The sequence below is a fragment of the Granulicella aggregans genome, from assembly GCF_014203275.1.
Classification (GTDB): domain Bacteria; phylum Acidobacteriota; class Terriglobia; order Terriglobales; family Acidobacteriaceae; genus Edaphobacter.
On record NZ_JACHIP010000004.1, the window covers coordinates 1 to 15,952 of the forward strand.

Consider the following 15,952-nt stretch of genomic DNA (forward strand, 5'->3'; position numbering starts at 1 on the left):
TGCGCCTCAATCAACGCCCACGCAAGACGTTGGATTTTGAAACTCCAGCTAGTAAACTCCATGCCAGTGTTGCATCGACCGGTTGAGACCGCCGGTGTTAGCGGAAACAGTGTCAATCGACGACCGAGTCCGCACCGTCGCTCGCGAGACATCCCACCGTTCCAGCGCCTTCACAATGGCCAAGTGTAATAAAGATGTACCTCGCGCGTTTACTCAAGCAGACGTCGATGACGTCCCCAAGGAGAACATCCATGAAGTGTCCAAACTGCCCCTGTGGTAACAACTGTGAATGCGTGATCTGCGTCTGTAAGACACGCAGCTAGTCTCACCTACCGAACCGGGCAGGAGGCCTATCCTCCTGCCCCATCACTCCTATGAGCAACATGATCAACACGCCACTGAACGAACTTCTGACTCAACGAAAGCTCTTCCTTGCCTTTCTCCGGCGCCGGGTGCCCGACGCCGCGCTCGCTGAAGACATCCTCCAAAGCTGCTACCTTCGCGCCTTCGAGCACCAGGGCGAATTCGCTCAGGACGAATCGGCGATCGCCTGGTTCTACCGCCTGCTCCGCAATGCTGTCATCGACCGATACCGTCGGAACAAGTCTCAGGAAAAGGCGCTCGAGTCGTTGGCCCGCGAACTCGAGACATCGGCCCATCCATCGCCCGGGCTTCACAACGAGGCCTGCGCCTGTCTTCACGGCATCATCAAGGATCTCAAGCCTGAATACTCCGAAGCGCTCTTGGCTGTCGATCTAGGAGAGCAGCGTGTGCAGGACTTCGCAAAGCAGCACAATCTCTCTGCGTCAAACGCAGGTGTACGTCTCCACCGTGCGCGTGCGGCCCTGCGGAAGCAGCTGATTCAGACCTGTGCAAGCTGCGCGGAACACGCCTGCCTCGACTGCACCTGCAAGAAGCACCCACCTGCCGCCGGCTCTCTTTAGAAACTACCTACTGCGCGTCCACCCCATACCGAGTCCGTCCCACCAGCGGCAGCGGAGCCCCCAGCGCATACGCCGTGCAGCTCTTGCAGATATATGGCCCCGGCGCTCCCGGCTGCTTCTCGATCCCCACAATCGCGCGCATCCGCTCATCTTCCTCGCGCTTCAGCGGAGTCCAGTCATGACGGCACGATAGCAGCGGCCCCAGCCGGTCATACAGACGCACCACCGCCGCTTCGATCCCGTCCTCCTGGATATGCTCCACCAGGTGGAAGAACGACAGCGGAGTCAGGTCCGCAATCACAAAACGCTTGCCTACATTGAACGCGATGCCCCGGTACTCGACCGTATTAATAAAGCCCAGCGCGCGCTTCGACACGCGTTCCAGCTCGGCCACCGTACGTTCGAGCTTCTCGAGATGTTGGCGAAGATCCTCTTCCATACCCCGATGCTAAACGCACCCACCCTCCCGCGAATCACACAAGAGATGTAGACCAGTCACCACCGCGCATTTGCGCGGTTACTGGTCACCACTCTGAACACACTCGAAGGTCTCCGTCACACGGCGTCATGGGCATCCCTCCGCAAGCGACACATCCCCCAAAAAACCTCATCTCGACCGAGCATTGCGGCGCTATCGCAATGCGCAGTGGAGAGACCCCCGCATTTCGCTTTTGCTTTTGCTTTTGCTCTTGCTCTTGCTCTTGCTCTTGCTCTTGCCTTTGCTTTTGCTCTTGCTTTTGCTCTTGCTCTTGCTCTTGTTCCTGTTCCTGTTCTTGTCTTTGTTCTTGCCGTCATCCTGAGCGCAGCGAAGGACCCGCCAGACCGCTCATATCCCCGCGACCGCGCGAAGCTTTCACCCACCGGCCGCACGTGCTCATCGCACCCACCCCGATACACTGAACCCACCCAATGTCGAAGCTAGAACTCATCAGCCTCATGGTCACCACCGCCGCCCTCTTCGGCTGGGTCAGCCGCCGTTGGCTCCGGCTCCCCATCACCATCGGGACCATGCTCCTCACCGTCATCACCTCGCTCATCCTGCTCGCCGTCAGCGCCCGCCATCCCGCCGTCCACACCTGGGCCATGGGCCTCGTCGGAGCCATCGACTTCGAAAACCTCATCCTCCACGGCATGCTGCCTCTGCTTCTCTTCGCCGGATCGTTCCTGCTCGACCTCGAAGCCCTCAGCCGCGAAAAGCTCCTCGTCACCCTGCTGTCACTCCCCGGAACCCTCCTCGCCGCCGCAGCCAGCGCCGGCCTCATGTGGCTTCTTCTCCCCGCCATCGGCCTTCACACCACCTGGCTCGCCTGCCTCTTCTTCGGCGCCCTCATCTCTCCCACCGACCCCATCGCCGTCCTCGAACTCCTCCGCCGCGTCGGCGTCCCCCGCAACATCCAGGCCCAGCTCGCCGGCGAGTCCCTCTTCAACGATGGCGTCGGCGCCGTCCTCTTCATCGCCCTCCTCGAAGCCTCCCGAGGCACCCAGCCCACCTTCGTCGACGTCGCCGGCTTCCTCATCCTCAAGGCCGGCGGCGGCCTTCTCTTAGGTATCGCTCTAGCCTGGATCGCCTCCTCTCTCATGCGCGCCGTCGACGCCTATCAAGTCGAAATCCTCATGACCATCGCCCTCGCCCTGGGCGGTTACGCCGTAGCCGAACGCCTGTCTATCTCTGCTCCGCTCGAAGCCGTAGCCGCAGGCATCGCCCTTCGCCGCTTCAACCTCACCCACCGCCACGCCGAGATCGCCCACGAAAGCCTCGACCGCTTCTGGGAGGTCATCGACGAGGTCCAGAACGCCGTCCTCTTCGTCCTGCTTGGTCTAATGATCTTGGCCATCCCCTTCAGCGGCCTCGCCCTCCGCTCTGGCGGCGTGGCCATCGTCACCGTCACCCTCGTCCGCTTCGCCGTCATCGCCTTCATCGTCGGCATCATGCGCACCATCGAGCCCGGCTACCTAAGCTCCATCCGCACCTTAAGCTGGGGCGGCCTGCGCGGCGGCCTCTCGCTCGCCCTCGCTCTCGCTGTCCCCCTTCAGCAGGGACGCAACTGGATTCTCGTCGCCACCTACTCCGTCGTCCTCTTCTCGATCGTCGTCCAGGGCGGCTCGATGGACCTCGTCCTCGGCAAGTTGAAGATCAAACGTAAGGAAGCCGCATGAGCCACCCACCCGCCGTAGCTCTCCTCCGAGGCATCAACGTAGGAGGCAAGAACATCCTCCCCATGAAGTCCCTCACCGAACTCTTCCACCAGGCCGGCGCAGAAGACATCAAGACCTATATCCAGAGCGGCAACGTAGTCTTTCGCGCAGCCCATCCAGACAAGATCGCAACAAAAGTCCGCGCGAAAATTCTCACCGACTTCAGCTTCAAAGTCCCCGTCATAACGCGCTCAGCCGCCGAGCTCGCCACCACCGTCGCCGCCAATCCCTTCCTGCAATCCGGCATCGACCCCTCCCTGCTTCACGTCATGTTCCTTGCCGACCAGTCATCCCCCGAACTGATCGCGAAGCTCGACCCCTCTCATTCCTCACCCGACGAGTTCGCCCTCATCGGTCGCGACCTCTATCTCCATCTCCCCAACGGTGCCGCCCGGACCAAACTCACTACCGCCTACTTCGACGCCACCCTCAAGACCACCGGCACCCAGCGCAACTGGCGCACCGTCCTCACCCTCGCCACCATGCTGGGTCTCCCCCCAGCGCAGCAGAACTCGTAGCGTCAGAGGGTTTCAGCAGAGCATCTTCCGTAGAACATTTTCAGCAAAGCTAGCATACCCGGGAGCTCGCAGAAATGCCCTGTCTTGTTTAGGGGCACGCCTTCAGCCGTGCCGTAATCGATCTCTTTGCAATGCGGCTTAGCCGCTGGGGTACCGTTTCGTTCTGTCTTAGGCTCTTCCAACGAGCTTCTGGAGCATCTTTCTTCCAGGCCGCAAGCTCGTCATTCTGAGCGAAGCGAAAAATCCCCGCATTGGCCTTCCTTGCCTCCGCCACCTCCACCCAAAGTACGAGCAAGAATCAACCCATCGGCTGGTTCCCACCGTGAACCAGCGGCCTACACTCCGTCTTGTTCCTAAGAGCCTTCCCTGTGTCAGCACGTCAGGCCGTGTCGTTCTGCGGTCGCATGTTGTCGCGCCTGCAAGGTCCGGAACCGAACGGAGATCGTCTTTTGAAGATTCAACACAAGTTGCGCGCCGCCTTAATCTCAATCCCGCGCATAGCAATCGGGCTCGCGTTCTTCGCCACAGCATCTATACCACTTCACGCGCAGACCTCCGACGACGGCATCATGCTCTCACGCCAGAAGTACTGCACCGGCGTCTTCTTCGGGTACGACTCCTGGGACCACTACTGGGAAGGCTCCCTCAATCGCACCAATGGAAACCTCGGCACCGTCATCACCCGCACCGTCAGCTACACCGGCAACTACGCCCTCACCGACAAGATCAACATCCTCGGCACCGTCCCGTATATCTGGACCGACGCCACCCAGGGCGTTCTGCACGGCCAGCGCGGCTTCCAGGACTTCTCCCTTGCCGTCAAGTACAAGGCGCTCAGCATCCCCGTCAAGCAGTTCGGAGCCATCCGCCTCATCGGCGTCCTCGGCGGCAGCGTGCCCATGACCAACTACACCCCTGATCTCCAGCCGCTCTCGCTCGGCAACCACAGCAAGACCCTCAACGGTCGCCTGACCGTCAACTTCCTCGGCAAGCGCGGCCTCTACCTCAACGCCGGGACAGCCTACGTCCTGCGCAGCAACGTCACCCTCGACCGCTCCTCCTACTACACCAATGGCCAGCTCTACCTCAGCAACCAGGTCGCGATGCCCAACCAGTTCGAGTACACCGTCGCTGCCGGCTACCGCCGCAACGACACCACGCTCACCGGCCATTTCAGCCAGCAACAGACCCGCGGCGGCGGCGATATCCGGCGACAGGACTCGCCCTTCATCTCCAATCGCGTCAACTTCTCGAAGGCCGGCTTCACGCTTACCTATCCCCTGCCCCGTGTGCGTGACCTCCAGTACTGGCTCATCTACGACAACACCTTCGACGGCCGCAACGTCGGCCAGTCCAGCACCTACACCACCGGTTTCCTCTACACATTCAACTTTGAGAAGAAGGCAAGGCCATGATTAAGAACACTCATCTCCACAAGACGTCGCGCATCATCGTATCGACCCTCAGCCTCGGCATCACCCTCCTCGGCGCAGGCTGCGGCAAGAGCATTCCCTCCTCCGAGCAGCTATCGCCCATCACCCCCTCCGCGCCCGATAGCAACGCCGGCTCCTGGAAGATGATCGTCCTCTCCGGCCCCACCCAGGTTCCCGTCGCCGCTCCAGTAGCCGTCACCGACGCCGGATACCTGTCGGAGCTCGCCGCCATCAAGACCGGCCAGGCCAGCCTCACCGACGCCCAGAAGACATCCATCACTTACTGGAGCGCCGGTGGCGTCCTCCGCTGGAACGAGTACCTTCGCGAACTTGTCGCCCGCGCCGACCTCCCGCCCGCGCCCACCGACGGCGGCACCTACCCCAGCCCCAGCCCCACCAACCCCTTCGCCTATCCCACCTATCCCTTCAGCAACCCGCCCTACGCCGCCCGCGCCTACAGCTACGTCTCCGTCGCTCAGTTCGAGGCCCTCAAGGCTGCCTGGTACTACAAGTATCTCTACAACCGCCCTTCGCCCTCCAAGGTAGATAGCAGCATCCAGTCACTGTTGCCCGCCACCGGCATCCCCTCCTACCCCTCTGAAGACGCCGTCGAAGCAGGCGTCAACCTCGCCCTGCTCAAGCTCCTCTTCCCCACCAACGTCGACGAGATCACCGCCAAAGCCGCGGATCAACAGCAGGCCGCCATGCTCGCCGGTCGCGCCAGCTCCAGCGACATCGCCGCCGGCGTCGCCCTCGGCCAGGCCGTAGCCGCCATCTTCACCACCCGCGCCGGCTCCGACGGCATGAAGGCTGCCGCTGGCAATGCTGCCGAGTGGCAGGGACTTATCGACTCCACCACCGCACGCGGCGAGATCCCCTGGCTCAGCCAGGAGACGCCCGCGCGTCCGCCCATGCTTCCTCTCTTCGGCCAGGTCAAAGGCTGGATGATGTCCCCATCCGACTTCGTCACCGCCCGTCCCGGCCCACCCCCATCCACCTCATCCTCCCAGATGGGCACCGAGACCACCGAGGTCCGCAACACCGTCAACAATCTCACCCGCGACCAGCTCGCTACCGTCTATAAGTGGGCTGACGGAGTCAGCACCGTCACTCCCCCCGGACATTGGAACGCCATTGCCTTCCCCTATATCGAGAAGGCTCAGATGAGCGAAGTCCGCACCGCCCGCACCTTCGCTCTTCTCAACATGGCACTCCACGACGCCGCTGTCGGCTGTTGGGAAGCCAAGTATCACTACTTCAATCCCCGCCCTTCCCAACTGTCGCCAGACATCAAGGTCCAGACTGGCCTACCCAACTTCCCCTCCTACGTCTCCGGCCACTCGGACTTCTCCGCCGCTGCCGCCGACGTCCTCGAGTACCTCTTCCCTGACGGCGCCAGCTACTTCGACTCCCAGCAGCAGGAAGCCGCCATGTCCCGCCTCTACGCCGGCATCCACTACCGCTCAGACATTGAGGTAGGCATGCAGCACGGCAAAAAGATCGGCGACTTCACGGTCAACTTCGCCAAAACCGACGGAGCCCAGTAGCAATCCGTCACCCCAACCCACCCCATCTGGGTGCCCCATCCATGACAGCTTCATCGTCATGGGTGGGACGTAACAAACCGGGTGGCCCACCTTCGCGACGGCTTCATCGTTGCTAAGGTGGGCCTTCGTGCGAGGGCACGATCCGCACTCCTCAACCCTCCAAGAAACGTAATCTCGACCGACCAGCGGGAGTGGAGAGACCCCTTATTTCGCCTTGGCCGAGCACCAATTGCGGGGTTCCTCATATCTGGCGGCTCCATCGCCAGATATGGCGGTGTCGCTACGGCCGTGTGCCCCATTCATTCGCAGTCTCATCACGGATGAGTGGGGTTCCCACTTCTAAGTCAGCAAAAGTACCTTCCCAATTCCACCCTTCTCCGCCGCGATTTGCCCATCGGCAGCCTCCGCCAGCGGCAGCATCCGGTCGATCGGAATCTTGTATCTACCCGCCACAACCTCCGCCGCCATCTCTCCCAGCTTCGCCGGATCAGGCACCGCCATCACCGGAACGATCTTCACCGTCGGGTGCAGCTTCGCTCCCGGCGGCGGCCCGACCACCGAAGCGAACACGCCACCCTGCTTCACCTTCGAGAGCAACATCTCCCCCGTCTCGCCCCCAACCGTATCGGCGACCGCATCCATAAATCCCACCTTAGACATCGCCTCCTTGTCGTCGAGAGCGACCACCTCGTCCGCACTCAACTCCTTCGCCGCATCCAGCTGAGCCTTCTTCACTCCCGCAATCACCGTCGCCCCGGCCTTCTTCGCCGTAAAGATCGCTGCCCTGCCCACGCTTCCCATCGCTCCAGAGATCAGCACCGTCTCGCCCTGCTTGATGCCCGTCCCTCGCGAGATAAGCTGCTCCCCAGTCAGCGAAACCAGCGGAAGCGCCGCTGCCTCCACCAGATCCAGCCCCTCCGGCACCAGCGTTAGCTCGTCAGCCTTCACGACCGTCAACTCCGCATAGGTCGCGTGAGCCAGCGCCATCACCCTCTGCGCCGGAGCGAATCCCGTCACCCCTTCGCCCACCTCACGTACCAGGCCCGACACATCGCGACCCAGTATCCCGGGAAAGTTCACCGGAAACCGTTCCTTCGCCGCTCCCGTCCGCATCTTGTAGTCCACCGGATTCACGCTCGTAGCGGCCACCCGGACCAGCACCTCACCCGGCCCCGGTTTCGGATCTTCAAAGTCCTCATACTTCAGCTTCGACGGACCACCATACTCATGCAGAACGACAGCCTTCATAGCAAACACCTCTCCCCCCTTGAGATGCGCCACCGACCCTGGCGAGCGGCCTGAGGAGGGCACCGCCTATCAAACCGTCATCCTGAGCGAAGGCCCTTGCCGTTTAGGGATTTAGCCCGAGCAGACCACCAACGCAGAAAGGCCACCGCTCTATACAAGAGCGGTGGCCGCTGTTACTGCAAACGCGGAGATCTTCTTACTGAACCGAAAAACTAGTCGCGGAAGCCAGCGCTGACGGCGATCTTATGACGGCCCTTCGCGCGGCGGCGGCTGAGCACAGCGGCTCCGGCCTTCGTCTTCATGCGGGTAAGGAAGCCGTGGGTCTTGGCGCGGTGGCGGCGGTTAGGCTGAAAAGTACGCTTTGGCATGGAACTCTCTACTCCTGTGCAGGGTCTTCCTGAAACAGATCAAATCATGAACGAAGTCTTGATGATTGGACTTGATCGATGCTGGCGTGATGGTCGACACCGGCTGTCCGGAAGGACGCTACCTGCTCGAAACTGTGGGCGTTAGCCGCAGATTCAAAGTATATCCCAGACCCGCCCGTTTCACAACAACTCCCTCTTCGCACTTTGTCATTCCCGAAGGGAATCTGCGTTTTCCCTGCCCACCCGCGCACTACCCCAACCTCGGCTTTCCAAAGAACAAGACATACCCATCCGGATCCGTAACCTCAAACCCACGCAATCCTTCATGAGTATCCTGCAGCGGCATACTGAACGCCGCCCCACGCCCCTCAAGCTCCCCAGCCAGCGCATCCGGGTCGCTCACGGAGACATACGCATCCCACCGCATCTCCGGGTCGCGCTTCGAATTCGGCAGCGGCCCAGCCTCTCCCGACTTCAGCAACAACATCGCCCCATCGCGGCCAACGATAGCGAAGAACGGCTCACTCTCCGGCTCCTGATACCACCGCTCAAATCCAAGCTTGTCCCGATAGAACGCAACGCTCTGATCAACGCTGCTCACGATGAAGAAGGGGCTCATCTTTCCCAGCATCGCTTCCGCCATCAGCAATGACCTCCGAGTCTCACAAACCTCTCTCGCGCAAGCTTAATCGTCTCGCCGATACAACGCATGAGACAAGGCAAAACAACATCGACGCATATCACAGAGCGCGCGAAAAATGTGCCTTGGCTCAACCCTTCAAGGGAAGATTTTTCCCGTTTTTACGCTCGCTCATTTGCCCTGCACGGCTCGCCTCCCACTCCCTTCACAAGGAATGGTGCAACTTCATTTTAATGCTGCATTCACGCGAAAATCGTCCTTCACATCGTGCTACTATCGAACCCGCTCATGTAGATGTTTCGCACCGCGCTCTGGCTGTTTCGCACTTTGTTTCTTTGCCCCAACTTTTTCTCCACGTCATGTGTCTGTTAGGTATTTTCCTGCAGTCTGTCTGGAGACTTTTCCGTCACCTTTGGTCCATGTTTACCTGCCCCTAAAGGCGGGAGGGGATCACTGTTTGCCGGTTTCGCAGTGAACGTAATTGCAGTACTGCGTTTTCCCCGTGCCCACCAGAGTTGGGTCTCTAAAAAAGTCAAAAGGAAGTTCACAGAATGTCATTTGCGCCTACGGCAGCCGCCGCGTTGAACCACTGGGTCCGCATCCTCGCGGCGCTCGAAAAAAAGATCAATCGTCAGTCCTTCGACACCTGGCTGAAGCCCACGCGCTTCTCGCACATCACAGGCAAGACACTCTACGTCCGCATCCCCTCGGCAGAGTTCGAACACATCGGCGATCGTTACGCTGACCTCATCCAGGAAGCCATCGACAACCTCAACCTCGAAGTCGAGACCGTCACCTTCCAGACCCCCGCCCAGGACCCCGCCGCGCCCAAGATGCGCGAGGACGGCGGCTTCGCTCCTCTGCCCAGCCACAGCGTCAACGCCCCGGTCAACAACGGCAACGGCGCGGCAGGTTCCTCCAGCAAGCTCAACCGCAACCCCGCGCCCCCGCAGCCTCAGACCGAGCAGGCCCGCTTCGACTGGAACGCCGCCTCCCAGCTCAACCCCCGTTACGTCTTCGAAGGCTTCGTCACCGGCAGCGGCAATCAGTTCGCCATGGCCGCCGCCCAGGCCGTCGCCGAGCGCCCGTCCAAGGCCTACAACCCGCTCTTCCTCTACGGCGGCTCCGGCATGGGCAAGACCCACCTCATGCAGGCCATCGGTCACGACGTCAAACGTCGCCAGCCCCACGCGTCGATCAGCTACCTCTCCGGTGAGAAGTTCACTAACGAGATGATCAACTCCGTCCGCTACGACAAGATGACCACCTTCCGCGACAAGTACCGCACCACGGACGTCCTCCTCATCGACGACATCCAGTTCCTCGCCGGCAAGGAGCGCACCCAGGAAGAGTTCTTCCACACCTTCAACGCTCTCCACGAGAGCATGAAGCAGATCGTCATCGCCTCCGACCGCCCCCCAAAAGAGCTTGCCGACTTTGAAGACCGTCTCCGTTCGCGCTTCGAGTGGGGCCTCACCGCCGACATCCAGCCACCAGACCTAGAGACCAAGGTGGCCATCCTGCAGAAGAAGGCCGAGTCCGAGCACACCCAGCTCCCAACGGACGTGGCCCTCTTCATCGCCTCCAACGTTCGGACGAACGTCCGCGAACTCGAAGGCGCCCTCGTCCGCCTCATCGCCTGGTCCTCCATGCACGGCGTCGACATCTCGCTCGCCGTCGCCCAGCAGTGCCTCAAGCAGTTCATCGACACCCAGATCCGCAAGATCTCCATCGAGACCATCCAGCGCACCGTAGCCGAGAACTTCGGCATGCGCGTCGCCGAGCTCAAGCAGAAGAACAACTCCCGCCAGATCGTCGTCCCGCGTCAGATCGCCATGTACCTCGCCAAGCAGCTCACCGAGGCCTCGCTCCCCGAGATCGGTCGTCAATTCGGCGGCAAGCACCACACCACCGTCATGCACTCCATCTCCAAGATCGACGAACTCAAGCGCACCGACAACGACCTCTCCCGCACCCTCTCGAAGCTCATGGAGACCCTCGGCTAATCGCTGCTGAGTGCCCATCGACACTCTATGCCCCATTCATCGCAGCATCATCGCGATGAATGGGGCCGCCAGGGAGCGAGCTTCTCACCGCGGCAACCGGCATTCTGACCTTGAGCAACGCGAAGGGCAGGAATCCCCGCATTTGCTGTTGTTTTTGCTGTTGCTGTTGTTTGTTCTCGCCGTCATCCTGAGCGAAGCGAAGGACCCGCCATCAGCTCACACCACCGCGACCGTCCGAACCTTTCAACCAGCGAATGAGTCACCGCAGGTGACCCACATCACTCGGGTGCGCCATATCTGGCGGCGTCATCGTCAGATGTGGGAACGTTGCCACACTTTGTGACCCAACCAAAATCACTCCCTTTCGCGCATGACGATCCTGTCATCCCGGGGCATTCCTCAGCTTCCCTTAACACTTCCCGCGTATCTTCTAACGCATGTCCAGATTTTCTTGCGTCTTTTTGAGCCTGTCTCTCGTCAGCGCTTCCGCAATCGCACAGAACATCGCCGCCCTCGGGCATCACGAAGCCCTCCCCGACGCCCCTAGCTTCGTCCTGGCCGCAGCGCAGGCCCAAAGCTCGGAGACCCGCAGCGGCACCGCGCGCATCTCCGGCACCGTCCTCGACATCAACGGCGGCCTCGTCGCCGGAGCCACCGTCACCCTTGTCGAAGCCGGCCTTCCCGCCGGCGTCAGCCCCGGTGCCGGACTCGTCGTCACCTCCGACACTGCCGGACGCTTCGTCTTCGACAAACTTCCCGCCGGACGCTTCAAGTTCACCATCACCGCTCAGGGCCTCCAGACCTTCGTCTCGGGGGACATCCTGCTCAAGCCCGGCGAGTCCCGCGAGGCCCCGCAGGTCGATCTCCCCATCGCCTCCACAAACATCGATGTCCAGGTCACCGTCACCCAGGTCGAGCTCGCCCAGGAGCAGATCCGCGCCGAAGAAAAACAACGTGCCTTCGGCGTCCTCCCGAACTTCTACACCAGCTACATCTGGAACGCCGCGCCCCTTACCAAGGGCCAGAAGATGCACCTCGCCTTCAAGTCCGCAACCGACCCGGTCGAGTTCCTCGGCGCAGCCGTCCAAGGCGCAGCCCAGTACAACGCCGGCCAGTACGCCGGCTATGGCTACGGCTTCTCCGGCTACTCCAAGCGCTTCGCCGCCGCCTACGGAGACGGTGCCTTCGCCCGCGTCATCGGCAGCGGCATCCTGCCGTCGGTCCTGCATCAAGACCCGCGTTACTTCTACAAAGGCTCAGGCACGAAGAAATCCCGCGCACTCTACGCCATCTCCCGCGCCTTCATCACCCGCGGCGACGACGGAAAACACGAACCCAACTACTCCCACATCGGCGGTGCCTTTCTCGGCGGAGCGATCTCAAACGCCTACCACCCCCACGCCGACCGCGGCGTCGGCCTCACCATCACCAACGGCCTCATCGACACCGCCGGCAACGCCGTCAACAATCTCATCCGCGAGTTCATCCTCCGCGAGATCACCCCCAACGTCCCCGACTACGCCAACGGCCAACCCGACCCATCCGCAAAACCCGCATCACCCACCAAGCCCCAGTAATCCCCGTCCACTACCCTTGTCATCCTTCGCCGAAGGCGGAGGATCTGCTTCTGCCGTTGCGGTTGTATTTGTCTGTGTCGTTGCTTGTTCCCGTCGTCATCCTGAGCCGAAGGCAAAGAATGCCCGCATTTGCAGTTGCCGTTGTTTGTTCTTGCCGTCATCCTGAGCGAAGCGAGGGGACCCCGACAACGCTCACGTCTCCGATGCAGCCCGAACCTTTCAGCCATCGAAACCGGGTACCCCACCCATGGCTCGCACTTGGCCATGGGTGGGAATGCAGCCACTACCGCCCATGCCCCAACACCGCGTTCATGCCCCGAACCGCCCCCACCGGCACCCTGGCCGAAGCACTCACAGTAGCACCCAGATTCGGCGGCCACAACGGATCGCTAGCCGCCACCGTCGCCACATCCACATCCGCGATCTTCGACCCAAACCCGGCATTCATCGCATCGATAAACGCGTTCGCCACCAGCGCGTACCCCGTATTCGTCGGATGAATCCCATCCAGCGAAAAGAACCCGCCCAGAAACCCACTCGTTCCCGTATAGCCGCCAATCGTTAGTCCACTCGCTCCCACACTCGCAAACAGCGCATGAATATCCACCAGCGTCGCTCCCGCCGACTTCGCCTGCGCCGCAATCACCGTGTTGTAGTCCGTCACCCGCTGCTGCACTGTTATCACCTCAGCCGCCGTCAGCACACCCGCATCGCTCACCGGCGTAGTCTGCGTCCCCGCAACGATCGCCGCCACCTCCGCCAGCCCCTCCGGATTCAGCAGGTCCCCCGCCGAGATCCCAAACAACCCGCTCAGCACCGACACCGGATAGCCCGTTCCCTGCGAGTACTCCGCCAGAATCGTCGCCGCCGCCTGCATATAAGGCACCTGCGTCACATCCGGAATATTCGCGATCACCAAATGCGCCGTCGTCTTGGTCGTCAACTCTTTCATCAGAGCCGTGTACTGTGTCGTAAAGTCCGCCACGCTCGTCAAGCTCGAAGGCATCCCCGAGGTGTCCGCGTCCAACGCGTTGTTGCTCCCCGCCCATAGAAAGATCGTCGTCGGGTTCGCCTTCACGGCATACGTGGCCTGCGAGTAAGCCTGCCCCAGTCCCAGCCCCGGAAACCCCAGCACCAGCTGCGTAATCTGCTCCTGCCCAGTCGCCGGCGAAGCCACCGGCACCGTGTTCAAAATGTCGTTCAACTCCGCCCCCGGCACCGCCAGGTCCGTCACCTGCGTCGAAGGATTATCCCGCCCCGTCGTCGTCCCACTCGCCGTCGCAATCGTCAGCGGACTAACCGACTTCAACACCAGCGTACTTGGTGCCCCCGGTGCCGCAATCAGCGCCTGCGTAATCCCGAACCCCGCCTGCCCCGCCACCAGCGGAGCCCACCCATGCACCTCCGCCGTATCCAGCAGCGAACTACTCTGGTACCCCGCCGTCAGCGAGTCGCCAAGAAACACCGTAGTCGTGAAGTTCCCGCCCGCAATCGGCATGCTCGTACTCCCGCCCGACGCGCTCGAAGAAGAACTCCCACTAGAACAACTCCCCAACAGGAAAACCGAAGCCGTCAGCAAGCTCAGCGGAAGAGCACTCCGCACCATTCGCGAGGACACACACAACCTCACAGGTGAACCATCATTCATTTTCATCGCGGACTCCCGCCTAGACACACGCCGTTGCAGATAGGACGTCGTCTCCCTACAAGAACGATGCTTTGTACCACACGCATCCCACCATAGGAAACACCCAATTCCACATCCCCACCACCAACCGCCGGGTGCCCCAACCATGACTCGCCTTTGGTCATGGGTGGGACATTCGTGCGAAGCACGAACAGTCTTCCTCCCACACCCCAACAAACTGTCATCCTGAGCGAAGCACCGTGCAGCTTCATCGCACGATGCGCAGTTGAAGGACCTGCTTGTGCCCTTGCCCTTGCCCTTGCCCTTGTCCTTGTCCTTGTCCTTGCCGTCATCCTGAGCGCAGCGAAGGACCCCGAAGAAGCTCGCTCCCCGCAACCGCCCGAACCTTTCAGCCCCAAACCACCCAGCCACCGAACCCGGGTGCCCCATCCATGACTCGCCTTTGGTCATGGGTGGGATATTCGTGCGAAGCACGAACCGCCTTCGCACTACCCTCGTCCGCAAACCGTCAGCGCACGCGGAGTGGCAGCGACTTCAGCCCAGCTTTTTCACGGCCGCTTCGCCATTTACGATAGACCCAGCACACAAGAAAACAGGTGTAAGTGAAGATTTGGACGGAGATCTCGGCGGAACATCTGGCAGCGAACTTCGCCGCCATTAGCGCAGTCATCACAGCTGAAACCACCCTCCTTGCCGTCGTCAAAGCCAACGCCTACGGCCACGGCATCTCCCCGTGCGCCCCTATCCTCGCCTCCGCCGGCGCCCAATGGCTAGGCGTCACAGACGCCACCGAAGGCGCCCGCGTCCGCTCCGTTCTCCGCGAAGCCGGCATCCCCGACGCCACCCAACCCGACATCCTCGTCATGAGCGCCACCGCCGCCCTCCCGCACGAAGCCGAAGCCATCATCCACAACCGTCTCACCCCCGTCGTCTCGTCCCTCAACCAGCTAGCCCATCTCCGCGAGGCCGCCGCCTCAGCATCTGAACCCCTCCCCATCCACCTCGAGATCGACACCGGCATGTCCCGCCAGGGCATCAGTCTCGGCGACAACCTCAACGCTTTCCTAAACCTCATCGCCGCAAGCCCCCACCTTCGCCTCTCCGGCATCATGACCCACTTCGCCGACACCGAAGTCGCCCACTCCGTCCAGACCGCCTTCCAGCGCATCGCATTCGAGCAGGCAGTCGCCACCGTCACCGCCCGAGGCCTCCGCCCCGACTGGATCCACGTAGGCAACTCCTCCTACATCGACAACGACGACCGCGAAAGCAACGGCACCAGCGAAAGCAACGAGAACAAGGAAGGCTGGCTGCTCTGGCTCGCCGCCCTCGCCCACCGCGCCGGAGCCCGCCCCATGGTCCGTTCCGGCCTAGCGCTTTACGGCCACCTCCTGCCCATCGAAGGCGCATCCCGCCCGGCCATCCACTCGCTCGTCCGCCCCGTCCTAACCTGGAAGACCCGCGTCCTCGCGATCAACGATGTCCCCAACTGCCACCTCGTCGGCTACAACGGCACCTGGCGCGCCACACATCCCATGCGCCTCGCCTTGCTCCCTGCCGGATACGCCGACGGCCTCCGCCGCGAACTCTCCTCCACCAACGACCGCCCCGGCGGCTGGGTCATGATCCACGGCCAACGCGCCCCCATCATCGGCCGCATCTCCATGAACCTCACCTCGGTCGACATCACCGCCATCCCCAACGTCGCCGAAGGCGACGAAGTCACCCTTCTAGGCGAAGGCATCTCCGCCGAGGATCACGCCCGCCTCGCCCACACCATCCCCTACGAGATCCTCTGCGGCATCCGCGCTTCCCCAAAGTAGACGT

At 61.8% G+C, this 15,952-nt stretch carries 14 protein-coding genes; 9 read left to right on the top strand and 5 right to left on the bottom strand.

Annotation, left to right across the window (positions count from 1 at the left end; translation table 11 throughout):
* The first annotated feature begins 383 nt into the window (after nucleotides 1-383).
* Nucleotides 384-944, top strand: coding sequence for an RNA polymerase sigma factor (locus HDF16_RS13800; RefSeq protein WP_184219104.1), 561 nt, complete (start codon nucleotides 384-386; stop codon nucleotides 942-944).
* A gap of 7 nt (nucleotides 945-951) precedes the next feature.
* Here HDF16_RS13800 and HDF16_RS13805 read toward each other — a convergent pair whose 3' ends face one another.
* Nucleotides 952-1,383 (bottom strand): hypothetical protein, encoded by a 432-nt coding sequence (locus HDF16_RS13805; RefSeq protein WP_184217592.1) that lies wholly within the window; start codon nucleotides 1,381-1,383, stop codon nucleotides 952-954.
* A gap of 470 nt (nucleotides 1,384-1,853) precedes the next feature.
* Between HDF16_RS13805 and HDF16_RS13810 the strand changes: the two genes are divergently transcribed.
* From HDF16_RS13810 to HDF16_RS13825, 4 genes are all read left to right on the top strand, one after another.
* Nucleotides 1,854-3,101 (top strand): cation:proton antiporter, encoded by a 1,248-nt coding sequence (locus HDF16_RS13810; RefSeq protein ID WP_184217594.1) that lies wholly within the window; start codon nucleotides 1,854-1,856, stop codon nucleotides 3,099-3,101.
* Nucleotides 3,098-3,658 (top strand): DUF1697 domain-containing protein, encoded by a 561-nt coding sequence (locus HDF16_RS13815; RefSeq protein WP_184217596.1) that lies wholly within the window; start codon nucleotides 3,098-3,100, stop codon nucleotides 3,656-3,658. Before HDF16_RS13810 ends, HDF16_RS13815 begins: the two co-directional genes overlap by 4 nt.
* Before the next feature lie 449 nt (nucleotides 3,659-4,107).
* Complete coding sequence (locus HDF16_RS13820; protein WP_184217598.1) at nucleotides 4,108-5,073, top strand: hypothetical protein; 966 nt, start codon at nucleotides 4,108-4,110, stop codon at nucleotides 5,071-5,073.
* Entirely contained in the window at nucleotides 5,070-6,638 is a 1,569-nt protein-coding gene (locus tag HDF16_RS13825) for a phosphatase PAP2 family protein (RefSeq protein WP_184217600.1), read from the top strand. The genes HDF16_RS13820 and HDF16_RS13825 overlap by 4 nt, the downstream gene beginning before the upstream one ends.
* 339 nt (nucleotides 6,639-6,977) lie before the next feature.
* Here the strand turns inward: HDF16_RS13825 and HDF16_RS13830 are convergent, their stop codons facing one another.
* From HDF16_RS13830 to HDF16_RS13840, 3 genes are all read right to left on the bottom strand, one after another.
* On the bottom strand, nucleotides 6,978-7,886 hold the full coding sequence (locus tag HDF16_RS13830) for an NADP-dependent oxidoreductase (RefSeq protein ID WP_184217602.1): 909 nt from the start codon (nucleotides 7,884-7,886) through the stop codon (nucleotides 6,978-6,980).
* A 212-nt stretch (nucleotides 7,887-8,098) separates the two neighbouring features.
* Nucleotides 8,099-8,254, bottom strand: a complete 156-nt coding sequence (gene rpmH / locus HDF16_RS13835) for a 50S ribosomal protein L34 (RefSeq protein WP_089836647.1) — start codon at nucleotides 8,252-8,254, stop codon at nucleotides 8,099-8,101.
* Nucleotides 8,255-8,504: 250 nt separating this feature from the next.
* The gene (locus tag HDF16_RS13840) at nucleotides 8,505-8,897 is read right to left on the bottom strand and encodes a VOC family protein (RefSeq protein WP_184217603.1); all 393 of its coding nucleotides are present in this window, start codon (nucleotides 8,895-8,897) and stop codon (nucleotides 8,505-8,507) included.
* Between the two features lie 548 nt (nucleotides 8,898-9,445).
* On the opposite strand from HDF16_RS13840, the gene dnaA reads away from it, so the two are divergent.
* From dnaA to HDF16_RS13855, 3 genes are all read left to right on the top strand, one after another.
* A complete protein-coding gene (dnaA, locus tag HDF16_RS13845) occupies nucleotides 9,446-10,900 on the top strand; it encodes a chromosomal replication initiator protein DnaA (protein WP_184217606.1) in 1,455 nt (484 codons plus the stop codon).
* Between the two features lie 142 nt (nucleotides 10,901-11,042).
* The gene (locus tag HDF16_RS30215) at nucleotides 11,043-11,243 is read left to right on the top strand and encodes a hypothetical protein (protein WP_221312758.1); all 201 of its coding nucleotides are present in this window, start codon (nucleotides 11,043-11,045) and stop codon (nucleotides 11,241-11,243) included.
* A 118-nt stretch (nucleotides 11,244-11,361) separates the two neighbouring features.
* Nucleotides 11,362-12,477 (top strand): carboxypeptidase-like regulatory domain-containing protein, encoded by a 1,116-nt coding sequence (locus tag HDF16_RS13855; protein WP_221312760.1) that lies wholly within the window; start codon nucleotides 11,362-11,364, stop codon nucleotides 12,475-12,477.
* A 283-nt stretch (nucleotides 12,478-12,760) separates the two neighbouring features.
* Here HDF16_RS13855 and HDF16_RS13860 read toward each other — a convergent pair whose 3' ends face one another.
* Nucleotides 12,761-13,975, bottom strand: coding sequence for an SGNH/GDSL hydrolase family protein (locus HDF16_RS13860; RefSeq protein WP_184217612.1), 1,215 nt, complete (start codon nucleotides 13,973-13,975; stop codon nucleotides 12,761-12,763).
* 752 nt (nucleotides 13,976-14,727) lie between these two features.
* On the opposite strand from HDF16_RS13860, the gene HDF16_RS31580 reads away from it, so the two are divergent.
* Nucleotides 14,728-15,948 (top strand): alanine racemase, encoded by a 1,221-nt coding sequence (locus HDF16_RS31580; protein ID WP_184217614.1) that lies wholly within the window; start codon nucleotides 14,728-14,730, stop codon nucleotides 15,946-15,948.
* Nucleotides 15,949-15,952: the final 4 nt, after the last annotated feature.

Coding starts and splice junctions, on each gene's coding strand:
- HDF16_RS13800 (WP_184219104.1), top strand. CDS start 384: ATGATCAACACGCCACTGAACGAACTTCTGACTCAACGAAAGCTCTTC.
- HDF16_RS13805 (WP_184217592.1), bottom strand. CDS start 1,383: ATGGAAGAGGATCTTCGCCAACATCTCGAGAAGCTCGAACGTACGGTG.
- HDF16_RS13810 (WP_184217594.1), top strand. CDS start 1,854: ATGTCGAAGCTAGAACTCATCAGCCTCATGGTCACCACCGCCGCCCTC.
- HDF16_RS13815 (WP_184217596.1), top strand. CDS start 3,098: ATGAGCCACCCACCCGCCGTAGCTCTCCTCCGAGGCATCAACGTAGGA.
- HDF16_RS13825 (WP_184217600.1), top strand. CDS start 5,070: ATGATTAAGAACACTCATCTCCACAAGACGTCGCGCATCATCGTATCG.
- HDF16_RS13830 (WP_184217602.1), bottom strand. CDS start 7,886: ATGAAGGCTGTCGTTCTGCATGAGTATGGTGGTCCGTCGAAGCTGAAG.
- rpmH (WP_089836647.1), bottom strand. CDS start 8,254: ATGCCAAAGCGTACTTTTCAGCCTAACCGCCGCCACCGCGCCAAGACC.
- HDF16_RS13840 (WP_184217603.1), bottom strand. CDS start 8,897: ATGGCGGAAGCGATGCTGGGAAAGATGAGCCCCTTCTTCATCGTGAGC.
- dnaA (WP_184217606.1), top strand. CDS start 9,446: ATGTCATTTGCGCCTACGGCAGCCGCCGCGTTGAACCACTGGGTCCGC.
- HDF16_RS13860 (WP_184217612.1), bottom strand. CDS start 13,975: ATGCCGATTGCGGGCGGGAACTTCACGACTACGGTGTTTCTTGGCGAC.